Below are 19,104 nucleotides of genomic sequence, written 5' to 3'. Positions count from 1 at the left end.
ATCCAGAAACGGCGACCGTCACATGACAAACGCCTTTGAAAAGCAGCTAAGGCAGGGGGAAGCGATCTGGAGCCAGCCAGGTGTTCCGGTGGCTGTCGATAGCAGGGCGGTCCTGCATATTGTTGCCGCGCGCGACTACACCAATGCCGGAACGATGCTGGGTGACCTGTCGGGTATCATCGGTACGAGAACGACCAAACCTCCCACTGGCGGCCTCCTCAAACGAATCATGGATCTGGTCATTGCCGGCTCCGTTCTCCTTGTGGCCGCCCCTGTCATGATCCTCGTTGGCTTGCTGATCAAGATTACGGCCGGAGGTCCGGCTATTTTCTCGCATAGCCGCGTCGGCTTCGGTGGAAAGCCATTCGATTGCTATAAATTTCGCTCGATGGTCGCCAATTCGGACGGAGTTCTGAAGAGTTATCTCGACGCCAACCCTGATGCACGCAAGGAGTGGGAAGAGACCCAAAAAATCAGGAACGACCCCCGCGTTACGTTCTTCGGACGAATGCTGCGCAAGTCCAGCTTGGATGAGCTTCCCCAACTCATCAACATACTGCGCGGTGACATGAGCTGCGTAGGCCCAAGGCCAATCGTGGAGGATGAACTCAGGCGTTATGGCGAGCACCAGGCAGAGTACCTCGCAACGAGGCCGGGCCTCACCGGTCTTTGGCAGGTGAGCGGAAGAAGCAGTATGGACTATGAAAACCGCGTCGCGCTGGACAGCCAGTATGTGCGGAACTGGTCGATCTGGCTCGATCTCGTCATCTTGCTGAGGACCATCGTTGCGGTCATGCGGGTCGACAGAGCCTCCTGAATCAACGGGATCACTCTTCGTTCCGATTTCGCCACAGCGACAGAGATAAGCCCACGAGATAGCCGCAAGCCGAGAAAAACATCAGGATCAGAGATTTGCCTACGGTCACGGGGCCAGGCAATCCCAGGCTGTTCCAGATTACGATTCCGACCAGAAGCAGAGCAGTCGCCGCCAGCAGCGCTGCAGCCTTGAATCGTAAGCCCAGGAGTATGCCTGCCACCGATACGGCGATTATGCTCGTGAACACCGATATCTCCAGGGCAAAACCAGTCGGCTTGCTGCGGCAGAGTTCCGTCAAGGCTAAATCCAGCGTGCGCCAACTGATATGCGGCCTCGAAGTGCGAGGCAAGTGCTTGAGACAGTGCTCGAGGTACCGTTCGAAATATTGAAACCGGCTCATGCCAGGCCGGTGTTCTCATCGCCAACGGCCGCACGCGTGACCGCCAGCAAACCGGCAGCGACCGAGCCACGATGCTGAACTTGATGGGCCCGACCGGGATCAGATCAGTTCGTGTTGCGAACAGTGGTCGTTTCCGCCCGAACACTTGCGTTCGCTGCAGGCAAGCTATCCAAACCCGATTGCGGCAGTGGGATTTCGACCTTCACGGTATCGCCCGGCTCGACAAGGGTTGTCTCCTCGGCGGCAAGCTCCTGCGTGCCGCTGTCATTCGCTCTCACAATCTTGAAAATCGGCTTGGCCCTCGCGGCGTTCTGCCTGAGCGCCAGCAGAGCTGGGGCAGCAACTTGTGTTTCATGCAGCAGCTGCACCGCGGTGTCGGATTTGCTGATGACTTCGTTAAGCTGCTGCTGCGTCTCACGCAGGCTCTCGGCTATCTCGTTGGAACGCTGGTTGTTGAGGTTGAGGATTTCGATGTCGGTCTTGCTCATCTCCTGCCTGACCCGCAGCATCGACGTCTCGGCAGCCAACCTGTCGCTCTGCATCCGGGCGACAGCGCCCTCCAATGCAAGTTCCCGCGGCGCAACTGCAAAGCCCTTCTGCACGAGAGTCGAAACGCCCGCGAGTTCCTTTTGGATGAGCTCGATCTGTTTGTTATGGAAAGTCAGCTGTTGCTCAAGCGAAGCCAGCTCCTGTTGCAGGAAGTCCTTGAGCTCCCGCAGCGAACGGAGTTGAGTGGCCAATGCATCCTTGCGGATAGCGAATATCTTGCGCTCCTGATCCATTGCCACCGCGACAGTCTCGTTCGAAGCTCTGTCCATCAGTTCGGGGGGGAACGTGATGTTGTCACTGCCGGTCAACTCTGACTGCAACCGCGCCTTGCGTGCGATCAGGCTGACATTGCTCAGGGCCAATAGCCCGACATCGCCTTGGCCTGAGATGACTTCTCGTTCAAGCCGAGACACATCATCCTCGCGTATCGGCAATCCGCCGGCGATTCCCAGCGCCTGCAGGACTGTGAGGCCGGGTCTGTAAGGGAATTCGCCGGGCTGCTTTACGTTTCCGACCATGTAGAACGGCCTGTACTGGGCAATCTCCACGGCCACGTCTGGCTGGCGGCCGAGACCCATGCGCTGCATCAGCCGGTCCCCGATGGCTCTGGCGAGATCCCTGGGCGCGGTGCCCTGAGCATGTATCTGCCCAACAAAAGGCAGGAAGATCGTACCGTCGGCGCCGATATCGAAACTGTCGTTGAGAGCAGTCCACTCGAAGATCACGTCGCGTGATGCGCGCCACTCGTAGACTTTGAGCCTGACCTTGTCCTGCGGTCCAAGCAGATATTCTGCGGCTGATGCCGACAAGGGGCAGGCGGTTGCCGCTGCCAATGAAATGCCTGCCACTGTTGAAAGCCATTTTCGCATTGTCGCACCGTCGTCAGATCTTCAGGATGTATTCGGGATCGACCCGGCCCATGGCGATATGCACGATCGCGAGCGCGTTGCCGCTGAGGCGACCTCTGCGGTCGACATATGGCTCAGGCCAAAGGCTCTTTGCGAGGTTGGCTGCAACATTCCGGAACATCAGGGGAAGCGCGAAAGAGGCAGGAACCGTCCCCTTCCTTATCAGGTAGATCGCATTGACGACCTGTGAGTAGCCGAACCGCTTCCCGCTGACGCGTCCTGCCTTGATTCCAAGATGAACGCCTGTGATCGACGTCACGCACACGACGCGACCTCTGGATCTCAGTTGACTGGTGAAGTCGATGTCTTCCTGCCAGCCATAGAGGACGAGGCGCTCGTCGAAGCGCAAATCGCCAACCAGCGAAGCGCGCACCGACATGTTGCATCCGTAGGCACCGACATGGTCGACCACCGGCGGCCCACTCGGTTTTCGCCCTTCTGCATCTCTTAACGCAGCTTCCGCATCGTCCCAGGTGAGGCCGGCATTGTTGGCGCCATCCCTGACGACCCTGCCCATCACAACCGCCCATCCGTCGTTTCCGGCGAAGGCCTGCTCGATCTGCTCCAGGTATCGTGCGGACGGAACGAAATCGTCATCGAAGAATGTGATGATGTCGAAGCGATCCAATGACGACGCGAGAGCCGTATTGCGCTGGGCGGCCGATCCTATCGGACCGAAAACACTCGACAGCGGAAACGGGCAGCCATCCGGGAGTTCGACGTGCGTGGCGTCGGGTGCCGACAGTATGACCTCGTCGGGAAGCCTGGTCTGGCCGCCCAAATATTCCAGCAGGCGAGCAACCTGCCCGCTGCGGCCGAGGGTTGGGATAATCACTGCAAGTTTCATCGCTCGTCCAGGCGTCACTGCTTGCAGCCTATGATGACGCGCGGGTCCAGACAGCCTGCATAAAAGTGGGTTCGACGGGCTCTACCTACCTCCGGGCACATTCTGTCGACGTATCTCCTGCGCGCGGCTCACAACCATAAGCAGTAGGCAGACATTCGACGGGAGCAATCCGTGACCGATCGGACAACTTGCGAGGGTCGTGGGACGAAACGGAGACTGAGAACCTCACGGAGGAAGGGGAGAACCATGCTCCATGAACGCTCTTCCGACCTGGCGATCGCCGCCAAGGTCGAAATGCCCATCGAGGAGTTTCCGGCTAGTTCGGCAAGCGGTGTCGACAGATATGGCAGGATAGCGGTTGTTCACGACTGGTGCCCAAATTTCCGGGGCGGCGAGCGCGTTCTGGCGCAAATCTGCAAGCAGTTTCCCAATGCGGAGGTGTTCACGCTTTTCGATTTCCTCCCGGCGGAGGTGAAGGAGCAATACTTTCGCGACGTGGAATTCCACACCTCTGCCGCCAACCGGCTTCCGATGATCGAGAAATTCTACCGGTCCCTCTTTTTCCTTTGCCCCTTCCTCATCGAGCAGTTCGACGTAACCGGCTATGATGCGGTGATCTCGTCTTCGGCCGCATTTTCCCGGGGGGTGATTACAAGGCCTGATCAGCCGCATCTGTGCTATGTGCACAGCCCCGTGCGCTATGCCTGGGACGAGCAGTTCTCTTATCTCCAGCAGGGCAGGCTCGGCTTCGGTCCGAAGGGGATGCTCTACCGCTATATGCTGCATCGTCTGAGAACGTGGGATACGCGAACCGCTCACGGCCCAGACTTGATGCTGGCGAATTCAAACTACGTCCGTTCGCGAATCCAGCACATCTATGGACGTGACGCGCGGGTGGTTTTCCCACCGGTCTGCCTGAAGGAACTACCCTGTGTCGAGGACAAGGACGACTACTATGTCTCGGCGTCCTTCCTCGCCCCTTACAAGCGCACCGACCTGGTGATCAGGGCATTCAATGAGATGCCGTCGCGACGGCTGGTCGTTGTCGGCGAAGGGCAGCAATCAGCCAGTCTACGTTCGCTGGCAGGTCCGAATGTCACTTTTTCGGGGTTCCTGCCTCGCAAAGAATACGTGGACACGCTTGCCCGGGCGAAGGCGATGGTCTTTGCGGGGTGTGAGGACTTCGGCATAGCGCTCGCCGAGGCGCAGGCCTGCGGAACCCCGCTGATCGCGTTCGGTCGAGGCGGCGCGGTCGATATCGTGCGGCGCCTGGGGACAGATCCCGAGCCAACGGGCGTATTGTTCAAGGCTCAAACCATCGAGGACCTCAAGAAAGCGGTCAATCAATTCGAGGAAAACAGCCACCTCATCACGCCGCAATCCTGCGCCAGGAACGCACAGCGCTTCTCGGAAGAGAATTTCGACCGGGCTGTGCTGGAGTCGATTAGAGCCGTCCAGGCACTTCACGGGATCACGTGAGTTCGCGCAATCTGACGACGTTGGTCTCTGTATCGATGCCGTCGACAACAGCCATCGCCTGCAGGTAGCGCAGGGCGCTTGCTCGCCAGCTATATGCCAAGGCTCTGGCTTTTCCTTTCGCCGCCAGTTGCAGGCGCAGGGCCTTGGAATTGCGGAGCCCCATGAAACGGTCGAGCCATGCATGCGGGTTGTCGGCCGGGGCATAAAGGGCCGCATTCCCGCAGACCTCCGGCAGGCTGGCGCGATCGGACACCACAACCGGGCAGCCGAGAGCCATTGCCTCGACAACCGGCAGGCCAAAGCCTTCCGTCAGCGAAGGAAAAGCAAGGCAAAGCGAATCCATCAGAAGCGCGGCCAACTCGCTGTCGGAAATGCGTCCCAGCCAATGAATGTTTCGGGCTTCCGCCCTGGCTGATCCTGTCTTGAAAATACGCGAATCCGACATTCCGACGACCGCGATCTCAAGTCCCGCTTTGCCAAGGCGGTCGGCCAAGCCGAGAATGAGGTCCACGTTCTTGTGGGGGGCGGCGTTGCCGATCAGAACGATGGTATTCCGTGAGGCGGCCAACCTTGTCGCCGCCGAGTGTTCAGGTTTCCACAGCAAGACGTGTTCATGGCCGTTCGGTGCAACGAAGGCCCTTCGCGCGGGGACGATGTCGCGCCGAACCAGTTCGCCCAGCGAAAAATTGGAAACCGTCGAAATTTTGTATGCCGTCTTGCCGAGGCATGGGAGCATCGCCTTGTACGAGGCCCTGAAGCCAAGTGAATAGCTTTGGGGGGCATTCCAGACGTTTGCATCATGGATGCAGACAATATGCTTGCGGGACAGGAGCGGTCCTGTGTTGCACAGGCTGAGCAAGCCGCCGCCGTGCAACGAGGCGGCCAGCATGGTCTGCTCCCACAGATGTCCACCCGTACTGCCGATCTCGCAATGTTCGATAGAATTGAGCGAGATGTCCGAACTGCCCGGCGGGCAGTGAAGCCTGAGCTCAAGTTCGCGGGTGAGGGGACCACGCTCGGCGATCAAAGCGTCCAGCGAGCGGACGATCTCTCTTGCATATCGCTGAACGCCCGTTGTCGGCTGGGAAAGGAAGCGTCCGTTGATCGTCCAGTGCCGTGCCATATCACCCTCGCGATGTCCTTAGTTTGAAACCGCGATCGCGTGCGGTCACTACGGCCATTGGGTCATCTGGAGGCGCTGAGGATCATCCAGCCAGGCGAGGACAGATGGCGGAACTACCTCAAACGTTTGAGGGCCGCTGTGTTTCCGAGAGTGCTAGTCTCGCTGCCGATCCGGCAAGGCGGAGAAAGGTGATGGGCAAATCTGAGTTCAATGCGGCGCCGGCGGGGCGAGGCGGGCATTTGAACGGAAACAGCGTTGCCGCAGCAACGGCACGGTCGCTCCCCGGGGCCTCCCAATATCTGGTTGGTCGTCCCGGCCGGACGTTGATGGACTTCGAGCCGCCCAGACGACGCTGGACGATAAACGGAGACTTCACCCTACTTCGAGGCAATGGGGTAGCGCGCTACGCTCGTGAGGTGACGATGGCACTCGATGCCCTCGTTTCAGAGGGACATCCTCTCAGCCATGACCTGGAAATCGATCTCGTGGTGCCACGTCCGCTGGCCGAGCCTCTTCCACTGAAGGCTATACCGGTGCGGGTCGTTCCCGAATTCAACAGGCCTCGACTACCTCAGTTCTGGGTTCAAGCACAGTTGCCCTGGCATGTGCCCGGGGGCCTGCTGAGCTTTTGCAACCTCGCACCGGTCGTATTGAGACGTCAGATTGCGTGTATCCATGACATGCACACAAGGCTGATGCCCTTGAGCTATGCGCGAGGTTTCCGTTGGGCGCACCGCGTCGTCCTTCCGCTGCTTGGCAAGCGGGCTGCACGGATCACCACGGTTTCGCAGCTCTCACGCAATCATCTGGTCGAGTTCGGGATCGCACGGGAGGAAAACATCGTCGTTACCTACAACGGCAGCGATCATGCGAAGAAATGGGACGCAGCAAAGTCGTCCTTGGCCGTAAACAGCGGCAGACCCTATGTCCTTTGCCTCGGCCGAGGAGATCAGGAATACAAGAACATGGGGCTTCTTGCTGAACTTGCCCCGTTTCTGGATGAGATGGGTCTCGATCTCTGGATGCCAGGCGATGTCGACGAGACCACGATCCTGCGGCATGTCCGGGAAATGCCGGCGAACATCATCCTTCTTGGGCGCATAAGCGATGACGACTTCAAAAAGTCGCTCGAAGGCGCGCTTTGCTTCCTGTTTCCATCGCGGATCGAAGGTTTTGGGCTGCCTGCTGTCGAGGCGATGGCTTCGGGTTGCCCGGTCGTAGCTTCCACTTCGCCTTGTCTGCCCGAAATCTGCGGAGACTCGGCGCTCTATGCTGATCCTGACGACGTCTTTTCATGGGCCGAAAACGTTCGACGGTTGGCAGCCGATCCCGACCTGCGCAGGCGCATGGTTGGCAAGGGGCATGCCAGGGCGAGCAGTTATTCCTGGCGCTGGATCGCGTGGACCTATCTCGAGCTCATGATCCAGGTCGACGCGGATTTCGGGGAATTCCACGGGTAATTGCCCGAAGTTTCAGCTACCCACCCTTGGCTACCGCACCAGCCTCATCTTCGGCAGTCCCCACTCGTCCGGGTGCCGAATCGGGGCCGTTGCAGTCAAAAGGTCATGCCGCCTGATGGCCAGGTCCCCGCCTCCAAAAGAGGTAAGGCGAAGCTTGCCATGCCCATATAGGCAAATTGCTTCCGCCCCCTGCAGTTCCGACTATCCAGCATCGAATGTCGTGCAGGGAGGCATGATGGCAATGTCGTTTCGTTTCGCAGTCACCGCTGCTGTGTTGCTGATAACAGCGGCGCCCGCATCCGCCGATTTGCTCTGGGGAGTGAACGGCCATCCGGTGATTTCCTACCCGGACGTCCCAATCGAAAAACAACTCGATTTCGTCAAAGACCTCGGGCTCAAATCATATCGGGTCAACGTCACCGCCGCAGGTGAAGCGGATACGCTTGCTCGGGTCGTGAAGGCTGGGAAGGAAAGAGGGATCGAGATCCTGCCCGTGATCACACCCGGCCTGGATCTGGACAAGGACAATGCGGACCAACTCTATAGCGAAGCGCGGAAATTGGCGGTCACCCTTGGTTCCCGATTCAAGAGCGATATCCGCGTTTGGGAACTCGGCAACGAGATGGAGATCTACGCCCTCATAAAGCCCTGCGAAAAACGCGATGACGGATCGCAATATCCCTGTGCGTGGGGCATTGCGGCCGGCACTGGAGTGCTCGACTACTACGGTCCGCGCTGGGCGAAGGTAAGCGCCGTCCTCAAAGGCCTGTCCGACGGAATGACGGCGGTTGACCCGACCATAAGAAAGGCAATGGGTACGGCTGGATGGGGCCATACTGGCGCCTTTGCACGAATGAAGCAGGACGGAATCGCCTGGGACATCTCGGTCTGGCATATGTACGGGGAGGATCCGGAATGGGCTTTCCGCGAGATTTCCTCTTACGGCAAGCCGATCTGGGTCACCGAATTCAACAACCCCAATGGAAGTCAGCGCAGCGAACGGCAGCAGGCTGATGGTGTCAAGCAAGCAATGACGCGGCTTGCTGAACTCCAGGACAAGTACAAGGTCGAAGCAGCGCATATCTATGAACTGTTGGATGAGACCTATTGGGCTCCGAGCTTCGAAGCCAATATGGGGCTGGTCAGGCTTGCCGCCAACAACCAGGGCAAATGGATAACGGGCGAACCGAAACCTGCCTACATGGCCGTTCGCGACATCACCCGGGGTCCGCGAGCGCTGCCCAAGCCGGAGCGGCACTGCGATGCCGATGCCAAGTCTGCCGATGGATCCAACCATGTCCGGCAGGTGCGTTTTGCTTATTGCCTCGTCCTTGGCCAAGACGGCGATGCCGCCAGCCTGAATCGTTGGTCTGAAGCGCTCGAGAGTGGAGGTGCCGGGGTGGTCGACGTGGTCATGGACGTGATCCGCTCTCAGGAATTCGAGGCCAAATACGCCGCGATCGGCCTCACGGACCGCGCCTATATAAGTTTTCTATACCGGCTGTTGCTGGATCGCCCGGCGGACAATTACGGGCTGGAAACATATGCCCGCCAGCTGCGGAAAGGCTCCATGACGCGCGATGCGGTGGCTTTGGGCATCATCAATTCGAGCGAGTTCAAGTCCCGGCATGCTGCCATGCGGGAAGTCTCGGACATGCCGGCGCCTGGTTGAACCGGTGTCGCCGGTGGGTCGCATCCGAAAGAATTAATCCGGGCACGAAGGCGCGGGGGCGTCACGTTCATCGTCAGGCACCGCGGCCTCTTTTCCAAGCTGATGGACAAGGAGCAGGTAATGAACATCCAGGCGATTGATGTTGCTCGCGATCATACCGCGACAAGCCAGAAGATTGGCTGCAGGCTTTGCGGATCGCGCCTGCGGCACACGCTGGTCGATCTCGGCATGTCACCGCCTTGCGAGAGCTTCCTGCGGGCCGATCAACTCGACCAGATGGAACTCTACTATCCTCTGAACGTCCTGGTTTGCGACACCTGCTATCTGGTGCAACTCAAGGAATACATAAGTCCTGAAACCATCTTCAGCGAATATGCATATTTTTCTTCATTCTCGGCCAGCTGGGTAGCCCATGCGAAGGTCTACTGCGAGGCGATCACGAAACGTCTTGGCCTCGGCCCCGACAGCCTGGCGGTGGAGCTCGCCAGCAACGACGGCTACCTGCTCCAGCACTTCCTGCCACTCGGCATTTCGGTTCTTGGTGTTGAGCCAGCCGCCAATGTTGCGCGCGCTGCGCTCGAAAAAGGTGTGCCGACCAGAGTGGATTTCTTCGGGGTTCGCCTGGCCCGCCAGATGGTGGCCGAAGGCCTTCGCGCTGACCTCGTCATCGGCAACAACGTTCTGGCTCAGGTGCCGGATCTCAACGATTTTGTCGCTGGAATGAGGGTTCTTCTAAAGCCGCAAGGTGTGGTCACCCTCGAGTTCCCGCACATCGAGCGATTGATGGCCGAAAACCAGTTTGACACCATTTACCACGAGCATTTTTCATACTTCTCGTTGCTGACCATCGACCTGCTGGCGAAGCGCCACGGAATGCGCCTGATCGACGTCGAAGAGCTGTCCACGCATGGCGGCTCGCTCCGGGTCTATCTCGCCAGCAAGGAAAGCAACTGGACCGTAAGCAACAGCGTTGGCCAGCTCCTTGATCGCGAAAAGCGGCGTGGAATGACTGAAATGGCGACCTACGCCTCCTTCGGTGAAAAAGCGCGGCGCGCGAAGCGAGATCTCCTTGCGTTCCTGGTTTCGGTCAAGAACGAGGGCAAGAAGGTTTGCGGCTATGGCGCGCCCGGCAAGGGCAACACGATGCTCAACTACTGCGGGGTCGGCCCCGACTTCCTTGACTTCACGGTCGACCGAAATCCCTACAAGCATGGGCGTTTTACGCCGGGTATGCACATTCCGATCAAACCGGTCGATGCGATCGATCATGCGAAACCGGATTATATCTTGATCCTTCCGTGGAACTTGAAGGACGAGATCATCAAGCAGATGCACCACGTCGCCGGCTGGGGCGCGAAATTCGTCGTGGCGACTCCTTTCCTGACGGTGATCGATCCATCGGAGCTACCGAGATGAAATTTGTATTTTTCTGCGGTGATCGCGGCATCCCGGCGCGAGAACTGGTCATCGCCTTTCGCGCAGGTGACTGCCAACCGGGATCAGTCGGTCGCGGAATAGCCAGATGTCGAAGAAAAGCCAAAAAAAATTGGCCCGTCGAGGCAGGGCCTCGGCGGACCAACTGAAACACTGTCAATCTTGCGCAGGCGCGCCTTCACCGAAAAGGTCGTTGACCTTATAAGCGACCTCCGTCCTGTTGGTCGCCTTCAGCTTCCTCATGATGTTCCGAATGTGAACCTTCACAGTGCTTTCGCGCAGGTTCAATTCGTGAGCGATGATCTTGTTCGCCTTGCCACGACGAAGCGCCTGAGCCACTTCCGCTTGCCGGTGCGTGAACATCGTCGTCAGCGAACGCGTGTCGCGGCTGCCTGAAGAGATCAGATGCCGCATCGGCAGCACACTGCTGGCTGGCACGAATATGCCGCCGGCTGCGGCAAGGTTGACGGCTTCGACACAGACGTCGATGCCAACGGACGTCGGGATGTAGCCGCGTGCGCCGCACTCGAGTGCCGTTAATATTTGTGCCAAGTCTTCTGTATCGGCCAATAATATTACCGGAACCGAGCTGAATTCCGACGAGATCAACTTGATCTCATTGGCAATGCTTTGTTCTGTGATTTTGCGTCCGCCAAGGTTGAATAGAATGGCAGTCAACGGAGGGTATGCCCCCTTCTTGCTGCGCCACTCTTCGATTGTGCCCATGGCGGCAACCGTCATGCCGAGGTCATGGTCCTCAAGGGCTCCGGCCAGGCACTCCCGGTCCAAGGCCCTTCCGTCCAAAATAAGGAGGCATTCCCTATCTGCTTGTACATTGCCTCCCCCAGTACTGCTCGGCGAGATTTCTGATTGATTTGTCGAAGCGAAACTATGCAGTCCGATTGCAGAACTCATACTAGTTACCCCACATTAGCCCATACGAGACGCCATCGTGGCGGCCCCGTTAACCTCCTAAAATTCCTGGATATTTTTCTAGCGGCTCGTGAAAACACAGCCGGACTTCTGCAACTTAGAGCGCCCGCCCATTTCTCCCTACGCCACCTAGAATTGAATAGTTTATGCTTAACAAACGGTCGCTAACCTAAGTTAATTTTCTGAAAAAATTTTCTTTCAGGCCACCGTAACGGTGAGGAACCGCGGGTGGTGGGCCGATAGGCTCAGTTCGTAAACCGGCATGCAAAGAGAGCCATCGTGTTCATCCGAAGGGCGGATGATGGGCCGAGCGTCCTCGGTGGCATCTCAGTCCAAAGGCTTCGTTGACGGCATATGTCGCCCGAGACGAACATCAGCGTGCCTGCGTCTGCCCGGGTGACGGGGTCTGTCTACGGATAATTCGAGACAGGATAGGGGGGCCATCCGCCCCCACGTGGCTCCCCTATCGCCTCGATGTGCCTGATTGGATGGGATCCGCCTGCCGGCAGGGTCGTCGGGTGGTTAGACATCGGCAGAATTTGCCTGGACGTCAGGCGTTTCCCTGTGGATCGACCTCGCTCAGCCAGTGCTCGCTTGTTTCTTCATTGCGAGCTGCGGCTTCGAAGGCATCGATCAACTTCCTGGCGGCCTTGTTGGCAACGTGGGACTCGGGATACTGAGCCCTCACGGCCCGCGCCCGTTCGTAAATTTCCCTGAGTTGCTCTACCTGCCTAGGGCCAAATGCGCGATGCGCAACTTGGGTGGCCATACCGTTTAAACTCCTCATGCCGGAGCCTGGAGAACCCAGCCCATACCCAGAACTCGATCAGTCTCCAATTTACACGACATCCAACGATTGTATGCAGAAACATGCCTGCAACCGCTGTATAAGCGCGGCATTTCCCGCCGTCGAGGCGTTCTTTAGTCTGCGCTCGCGAACTCGGGGTCAGCCGTTTGCAGGATGGGGCCGGCCGGAGTCCGAAAAGCCGCCATTTCGAAGCATTGTAAACGTGTCGGACAGACGACTGCGCGCTCTTCGTCCAACGCGGGGTTCTGTTACGCTCGGCCACCCGAGTGACCTACGCCCCACAGTCCCAACGTTATGCGTGATGTTGCGTCGCACCGATTGGAGAGACCTACGGCTTTCTGCGAAACGCAAGACTACGCCGTTTGACTCACTTGCCGAGCGGGTAGGCGTGCCGAAAGATGCGTCATCGAGAAGCGCCTTACGTCAACATCGGGCCAGCCGAGCAAGAGGCTCAATCAGCAATGCAGGTGTCTTTGCCGGGTCTGCTGGTGTGCGTGGCTATTCTGGCCATCGCTTACTATGCCCGGGGCATGTCGATGATCGCACTGATCGCATCCCAGGCATTTGGAGCGACAGCTGTCGTGACCCTCACTTTCCTGGGAGGGTCGTCTCCGCTGATCTATACCCTGTTCGAGGCGCTGCTTATCGCTGTCGTTGCCGCGAGACGTCGCATCTGGCTCGACCTCGGAAGCGTTTTCGGAAGCATCCGCCCGATCTGGATTCTAACGAGCCTCATGGTTTACGCCATAATCGGGGCCTGGCTGTTTCCGCGGTTCTTTGCGGGGCAGACGGCGGTCTTTGTCCAGTCGAAAATCCGCGGTACCGTCGTGGAAGCATCGCTGACCCCTGTCTCGGGCAATATCTCCCAGACGGGGTATTTCATCCTCGGCGGGCTTACCACCATCGTGCTTTGCACCCTGCTGCTGCATGCCGAAAGGATCGACCAGCTACGCCGTGGATTCTTCTTGTGGTGCGGTCTGCACGCCGGCATGGGGGTAGTCGATTTTATCGGCAAGAATGCAGGGATAGGAGATATCCTCGCCCCGATCAGAACCGCCAACTATGCGATAATCAGCAACGCCTATGAGGCCGGTTTCGCGCGCATCACAGGGCCTTTTTCCGAGGCCTCTTCGTTCGCCGGCGCCTCCCTGGCCTGCCTGGCATTCTCGTATACCTACTGGAGACGGACCAAGTCGCGTTTTTCCCAGTGGCTGTCGGTCATCCTGCTTTTTTTGACCATTCTGTCGACGTCTTCGACGGCCTATGTCGGCCTCGCTCTGCTATGCATTCCGGTCGTGCTCTCAATGTCGGCATCAGTCCTGCGAGGTAGGATCGAGCGCGAGGAGATATTGATCGCCGTGTTCATGGTGATGGGTGTAGTCGGCATCATGGGCATCAGTCTTTACCGCGCCGACGCGCTAGATCCCTTCATCCGGCTCATCGACAGCACCATCATCAACAAAGCCGATTCCGCTTCTGGACATGAGCGCACCTACTGGAACGTCAAAAGTCTGCAGTCCTTTGTCGATACAGGTGGCCTTGGGGTCGGTTTCGGCAGTTCGAGAGCTTCAAGCTGGCCTATCGCAGTGCTGTCCCAGCTTGGCTTCTTTGGGTCGCTGATGATGGCGATGCTGCTCGGCGTCCTGGTCCGCGGATTGAGGGGAGTGGAGGAGTGGGTGGCGCCCGAGACGGCTGCTGTCGTGATGAGCATCAGGAATGCTTCATTCGCCGGCATAATTGCCAACTCGGTGTCGGGCGGCAGCGCCGACCCCGGCGTCCTCTTCTTCATTGCGATCGCCGTTGTCTCCGCCACAAGGGTCAATGCCCTGCGCACGGCGGCTGTCTTCGAGCGACACGGTCGGTATCGGGCGATACAATCCGCGCCTGCGTTCGATATCCCCGGGCTATCGGCGCGTTAGGGCAATTCCAGCAAAAGTGCGCAGCGGTTTTGCGGGCGTTTCCGTGAAAAACGGAAACGCTCTAGACGCTGCTCAGACGGTTATCTCGTGCCGGTCGTTTGCGTCAACGATCCTGAAAACTGAACGACTGCTTTCGCTAGCAACCACAGCCTTTCGGGCAGGTTTGCACACAATCCGCGCAACCATGCTGTGAACGTGGGACGTGAATGCAAATTCGGAACAATTGGATGAAGCAGACACAATTCGAGGCGAAAGGATCGCTTCGATAGCCCAACCGATCACCGTCCTATCAGAAGCTCTCTCCACCTCTGCAGGAAGCGTTCTTTCGACGCGCGTGCTGCAACCTCCCGCAGCCTATGGCTGGTCTCCGCCTTTTCGGCTGAAGTCCGTGAAAGGGCCTGCCGCATGGCCCTTCCGATTGCTGCCGTGTCCTTGGGCGGCACCTCCAGGCAGACACCTTCGACGGCCTCCACCAGCGCACTTTGTTCGGAGACAATGGGCAAGAGGCCCATATAAGCAGCCTCCAACGCAGGCATGCCGAACCCCTCAAGCAGGCTTGGCAGGACGAACGCTTCGGCGTGCGCATACAACCAGCGCAACTGGCTATCGGGCACATATCCCGGCAGCACAACGCCGGGCACCGATTTCGCGAGCTCGATAATCCTGTCACGGCCTTCACCGCGCGAACCGCAGAGCACGTATCTGATGCCCTGCTGATAGAACCCGCCGTCCCGATATGCTTCAAGCGCGGCGATCTGATTCTTGCGGGTTTCGAAGGCGCCGACCGTCAAGAAGAAGGCACCGTCGAGTCCAGGAAGCGCCTCGAGGGGGCCTTCAAACAGGCCACCGCGCACGTACAGTGGAATCGTGGTCAAGAACCGGAAGTTCGAACCATGGATGGAAATGAAACTGTTCTTTGACCAATCGCTCACGAAAACAACGGCCGGCCCGTGCCTGCGGATTTTCTCATACGCAACGCGATAATTCTCGACGGTGACGGCATCATAAAGGTCGCTGTGACTCAAAGGGCCGACGTCGTGGCAAAGAACGATGTCCTTTTCGGTCAGCTCCGATCTCAGGACAAAGAGTGGGTCGAGAAAGATCCGAGTGCTGTCCTTGATAGCCTTGGAGCCAATCAAGCATCGTCGACTGTCTCTAAGCCAGCTGATTTCCATCATCATCAACCTGGCGGCGATCTTGCGGGCCAAGCCTTCGGGAGCCTTGGCACCAAGTCGCCAGTACCGAACCTGTGCGTGTTCCGGTACGAATTCCTGACAAAGGTCCCTGGCAATGTGCCAGGCCCCGGTTCTGTTCAATATCGATAGGGAATTTTCAAACAGCGGGCGTTCAACGACTGGAGCCGCGAGCGGCTCCGAACGACCCGGTCGCGCTCCTGCCGGTCCGCCTTGTGGACCTTGCCGCTTCTCGATATCCAGCAAACCGTTCACCCGATTGCAGTCCTCGGACTGTCGGCGGCTTTCATCCAATACACAGGCTGTATTGGGAAAATCGTCGTAAGTTTCAGTTTAATTGCCAAAAGCCTATCGATCGGCTGCTTTTTTTGTCAACAGAACCGTGGGGCAGGAGGGTCGCCAAAAAGAATAGATTGGCACTAAGCTTATTGGATAGTTCAGTGCGTTCGCCGACTGCGGGGGGAACAGACGGCCCTCCCGAATGCGCGTAACTTTGGCATCGAAGTCTTCTACCGGCTTCGATTGTTCGTCCAGAAAGAGCGAACGTCTTGCTGTGTACGGCTGATGGCTTGGCTGCCGAGCGTCAGGGGCGCTGCCGATGCCTCGATAGCCCTTTATTGCGGGAATCCGTTGGTGCGCACGACGTTCCAGATTCCCTTGTTCACCTCGGTGATGTCGCCGATGCAATCGGAAATCCTGGCGATTTCCGCATCGTCCATCGCTTCTACCTTTCCGTACTTTATCGAATCCTTGCCATCGAAGATGCGCATCAGATGCGTGTGGGAGATGTCTCCCTTGCTGTCGAATGAATAGATGCAGTGGTTGTATTTGTTCCGCAGTTTGGACTGTTCATTGAGCCGCTGGAGAAGCGGAAGAATTTCCCCCCGGTACTTTCTTGGAGTCTTCGCCATCTTCGCGAGTCGTTCGACGAGATCGATCCGGGCCCGCGTCGTGTTGAGTGTCAGGAAGATGACGATCGCGGTTTCCTTGTCCACCTTTGCCAGGCCGGCGATCAGGTGGATGAGCAGACTTTCTGTATTCGTCCATGTGTAGTTCAGACGTCCGATCAGAAGTAGTATTCGCTGGAAGTCGTCCATCCTCGATCCCCGCGCCATCGCCTTTCGATGCCTCTATTCTGTGCATCATGCTTCGGTCCTGTACAACTGCGCCGAATTCTCCGCCTGACGGTGGGGTCAACGGGGCGATCCACGTCCTCCTTTGGTGGTACGGGATCGACCAATAGGCCGTGCGCCAGGTGAAGCATCGCTGGCCAGATGGTCGGTTTTTCATCAATTTGGCGCCCTGAACTAGCCCCAACGCATAGCTAGGCGTGGGCTCGCGACGGTCACAGACTGTCCGCCGCCTCGAAAAGTCAGAGGCACGGCTATTCCTGCTTTCAGTGTCGAAGGGTCCGAATGGTGCTCGGTCCGGATCCCAATTTCGCTGAATGAGGGATGACGGCCGTTTTCCGAGTGGGCTTTCTGCTTCCAGAGCGTTTCAATCCGTGGCGACTGCTTGTTCCGAGTACTGGAGGCGCGATTGCCCTGATGTGCAACCGCCGATGCGGCCAAAGACCTCTTGAAAGATGAATGGGGTCACGCTGGATCGGCCTTAACCACGAGATGGAACAATGGCTCCCAGAAACTCTTCCCAGCACTCCACGTTTTTCCCGCTCGATCCCAGTCAGGATCAGAACCAGGAACAGAGCGAAGCTCAAGCCCAGCTTCAGGCAGAAGCTCAGGGGCAGGGCCAAGGCCAGGGTCAAGGCCAAGGCCAGTACCAATCCAGCCATTCCAGCAATGAAAACGGCAACGGCAATGGCAACGGAAATCTCAACCTGAATGGCAATGGCAACGCCAATCTGAACAAGGCCATCAACGAAAGCACGAATACCAATACGAATTCGAGCACGAATACGAATTCGAACACCAACACCAGCACCACGCATGTGAATGTCGATGTGGGGCTCGATCTCTCCGGCTACCGGCCGAGCGATGATGATTTCGCCGACATCAAGCTCGACGGCGGCGCCCAGATCGACAAGCTATTGGTCAATCATGATGGCCAGATCTTCTACAATCCGGGCGATGGCGCCTCGTTCAACGATTTCCTGAACGGCTCGCTCAATGGCGAAGGCAACGATACCGCCGTTGCGCTCGCCCAAGTCAACAACATGAGCGACGACGATACGATCGCAAGCGCGTCGGTTTCCAACACTGGCACCTTCGAGCAGAACGGCGATGCCAATGGCGGCGACGCCCGGTCCGGTGACGGCCTCACGGCAGGCGGCGGCGGTGGCGGCGGCGGCGGTTCCGGCCACGCCAACGGCGGCGACGGCGGCAACGGCCACAACCTCGGTGGCTTCGGCTTCGGCGGCGATGCGCTCGGCGCGGCGCGCGGCGGTGACGCGACCGGTGGCGCCGGCGCAGCTGGTGGTACCGGAACTGGCCTCGGCCTCGGCCTTGGGCTCGGCGTCGGGTTGGGTCTTGCCGGTGCGGCCGGTGCCGCAGGCGGAAACGCCAACGGTGGCGATTCCAATGGCAATGGCGGTTCGGGCTCCGGTTCGGGCGCTTCCACGGCCACGGGCGGGGACAGCGGCAATGCGGATTCGGGCGACGGCGGCGATGCGGCTGGTCTTGGCCTCGGCGCAGCCGGCAGCGGCGATGCTGGCAACGGCAACAGCGGCGACGGCGGTGACGGCACCGGCACCGGCAGCGGCACTGGCACGGGCACAGGCGGCAGCGGCGGTGATGCCGCCAGCACCGGTGGCGACGCCGGCGGTCTCGGCCTGGGCCTGCTCGGGATAGGCGTCGGTATTGCTGGAGACGCAGCGAACGCGGCGGGAGGTGCCGGCGGCAGCGGCGCTGGTTCAGGTGCCGGCTCTGGTGCGGGCACCGGTGGTGACAGCGGCAACGCTTCCGGCGGCGACAGCGGCGATGCGGCTGGTCTCGGCCTCGGCGCCGGTCTCGGCGGCGATAGCGGCAACGCGAATTCGGGCGACGGCGGCGACGCCTACTCGCTTGGACTGGGCACCGGCATCGGCGGCGACAGCGGCGACGGCGGCATGGGTGGCACTGCTGGTGACGGTGGTGATGCGCTTGCCCTCGGCCTTGGCGCCGGTCAGGGCGCTGGATCAGGCATCGGCGCGGGCATCGGCGGCGCCGGCGGGATCGGCGGCTTCGCCTGGGGTGGTGATTCGATCGTGGTGCCCACCGGCGGTGACGGCACGGGCGGCGCCGCGACCGGCGGCAATGGCGGCAATGGCGGCGGCGGCGGCATCGTGACGAACGGAGCCGGCGGTGACGGCGGCGACGGCGGCATGTGGGGATCCAACAATGGCCATGACAGCTATGTGAACGGCCTGTCGCAAGCCCACGCAGATGCGACCGTCGATACCAGCGCCTTCAACCAGAGCATCGTCACGGGTGCCAATCTGATGGAAAACCTGCTCAGCCAGACGATCGTCGGCGGGAACTACGACAGCATGAACAGCGGCGACGATTCCTGAGTACGTTGCATGCAAGAACGGTGGCTACGCGGCTTGTGCCGCGTAGCCACCAAC

Annotated in this window: 15 protein-coding genes; 7 read left to right on the top strand and 8 right to left on the bottom strand. The window is 59.1% G+C overall.

Going from position 1 to position 19,104, the window contains the following annotated elements; translation table 11 throughout:
• The first annotated feature begins 22 nt into the window (after positions 1-22).
• On the top strand, positions 23-817 hold the full coding sequence (locus tag ACFWXH_RS24490; RefSeq protein WP_379123934.1) for a sugar transferase: 795 nt from the start codon (positions 23-25) through the stop codon (positions 815-817).
• Positions 818-827: 10 nt separating this feature from the next.
• Here ACFWXH_RS24490 and ACFWXH_RS24485 read toward each other — a convergent pair whose 3' ends face one another.
• The 3 genes from ACFWXH_RS24485 to ACFWXH_RS24475 form a co-directional block, all read right to left on the bottom strand.
• The gene (locus tag ACFWXH_RS24485) at positions 828-1,115 is read right to left on the bottom strand and encodes a hypothetical protein (RefSeq protein WP_379123933.1); all 288 of its coding nucleotides are present in this window, start codon (positions 1,113-1,115) and stop codon (positions 828-830) included.
• Positions 1,116-1,321: 206 nt separating this feature from the next.
• Positions 1,322-2,635, bottom strand: coding sequence for a polysaccharide biosynthesis/export family protein (locus ACFWXH_RS24480; RefSeq protein WP_379123932.1), 1,314 nt, complete (start codon positions 2,633-2,635; stop codon positions 1,322-1,324).
• A 13-nt stretch (positions 2,636-2,648) separates the two neighbouring features.
• Positions 2,649-3,521 (bottom strand): glycosyltransferase family 2 protein, encoded by an 873-nt coding sequence (locus ACFWXH_RS24475; protein WP_379123931.1) that lies wholly within the window; start codon positions 3,519-3,521, stop codon positions 2,649-2,651.
• Positions 3,522-3,815: 294 nt separating this feature from the next.
• Here ACFWXH_RS24475 and ACFWXH_RS24470 point away from each other — a divergent pair, with 294 nt between their 5' ends.
• Positions 3,816-5,000: a glycosyltransferase gene (locus ACFWXH_RS24470; protein WP_379123930.1), complete on the top strand. Its 1,185-nt coding sequence runs from the start codon at positions 3,816-3,818 to the stop codon at positions 4,998-5,000.
• On the opposite strand, the gene ACFWXH_RS24465 is transcribed toward ACFWXH_RS24470, so the two are convergent.
• Positions 4,993-6,027 carry a glycosyltransferase family 4 protein gene (locus ACFWXH_RS24465; RefSeq protein WP_379123929.1) on the bottom strand — a complete coding sequence of 345 codons (1,035 nt, stop codon included), beginning with the start codon at positions 6,025-6,027 and terminating at the stop codon, positions 4,993-4,995. The genes ACFWXH_RS24470 and ACFWXH_RS24465 overlap by 8 nt on opposite strands.
• A 200-nt stretch (positions 6,028-6,227) precedes the next feature.
• Between ACFWXH_RS24465 and ACFWXH_RS24460 the strand changes: the two genes are divergently transcribed.
• From ACFWXH_RS24460 to ACFWXH_RS24450, 3 genes are all read left to right on the top strand, one after another.
• Positions 6,228-7,583, top strand: a complete 1,356-nt coding sequence (locus tag ACFWXH_RS24460) for a glycosyltransferase family 4 protein (RefSeq protein ID WP_379123928.1) — start codon at positions 6,228-6,230, stop codon at positions 7,581-7,583.
• 241 nt (positions 7,584-7,824) lie between these two features.
• Entirely contained in the window at positions 7,825-9,255 is a 1,431-nt protein-coding gene (locus ACFWXH_RS24455) for a DUF4214 domain-containing protein (protein ID WP_379123927.1), read from the top strand.
• A 120-nt stretch (positions 9,256-9,375) separates the two neighbouring features.
• Entirely contained in the window at positions 9,376-10,671 is a 1,296-nt protein-coding gene (locus ACFWXH_RS24450) for a methyltransferase domain-containing protein (protein ID WP_379123926.1), read from the top strand.
• A 174-nt stretch (positions 10,672-10,845) separates the two neighbouring features.
• Here the strand turns inward: ACFWXH_RS24450 and ACFWXH_RS24445 are convergent, their stop codons facing one another.
• On the bottom strand, positions 10,846-11,604 hold the full coding sequence (locus ACFWXH_RS24445; RefSeq protein WP_379123925.1) for a LuxR C-terminal-related transcriptional regulator: 759 nt from the start codon (positions 11,602-11,604) through the stop codon (positions 10,846-10,848).
• A 568-nt stretch (positions 11,605-12,172) separates the two neighbouring features.
• Positions 12,173-12,391 (bottom strand): hypothetical protein, encoded by a 219-nt coding sequence (locus ACFWXH_RS24440; RefSeq protein WP_379123924.1) that lies wholly within the window; start codon positions 12,389-12,391, stop codon positions 12,173-12,175.
• Positions 12,392-12,891: 500 nt separating this feature from the next.
• Here ACFWXH_RS24440 and ACFWXH_RS24435 point away from each other — a divergent pair, with 500 nt between their 5' ends.
• Positions 12,892-14,349, top strand: a complete 1,458-nt coding sequence (locus ACFWXH_RS24435) for a hypothetical protein (RefSeq protein WP_379123923.1) — start codon at positions 12,892-12,894, stop codon at positions 14,347-14,349.
• 278 nt (positions 14,350-14,627) lie between these two features.
• On the opposite strand, the gene ACFWXH_RS24430 is transcribed toward ACFWXH_RS24435, so the two are convergent.
• Positions 14,628-15,797: a glycosyltransferase gene (locus tag ACFWXH_RS24430; RefSeq protein ID WP_379123922.1), complete on the bottom strand. Its 1,170-nt coding sequence runs from the start codon at positions 15,795-15,797 to the stop codon at positions 14,628-14,630.
• A 359-nt stretch (positions 15,798-16,156) separates the two neighbouring features.
• On the bottom strand, positions 16,157-16,639 hold the full coding sequence (locus ACFWXH_RS24425) for a hypothetical protein (protein WP_379123921.1): 483 nt from the start codon (positions 16,637-16,639) through the stop codon (positions 16,157-16,159).
• Positions 16,640-17,172: 533 nt separating this feature from the next.
• On the opposite strand from ACFWXH_RS24425, the gene ACFWXH_RS24420 reads away from it, so the two are divergent.
• Positions 17,173-19,050 carry a hypothetical protein gene (locus ACFWXH_RS24420; RefSeq protein ID WP_379123920.1) on the top strand — a complete coding sequence of 626 codons (1,878 nt, stop codon included), beginning with the start codon at positions 17,173-17,175 and terminating at the stop codon, positions 19,048-19,050.
• Positions 19,051-19,104 lie beyond the last annotated feature (54 nt).

This window comes from Mesorhizobium sp. NPDC059054 (assembly GCF_042739215.1).
Lineage (GTDB): Bacteria > Pseudomonadota > Alphaproteobacteria > Rhizobiales > Rhizobiaceae > Mesorhizobium.
The sequence above is the reverse complement of the archived record's forward strand: the minus strand, read 5'-3'. Positions and strand labels throughout refer to the sequence as shown.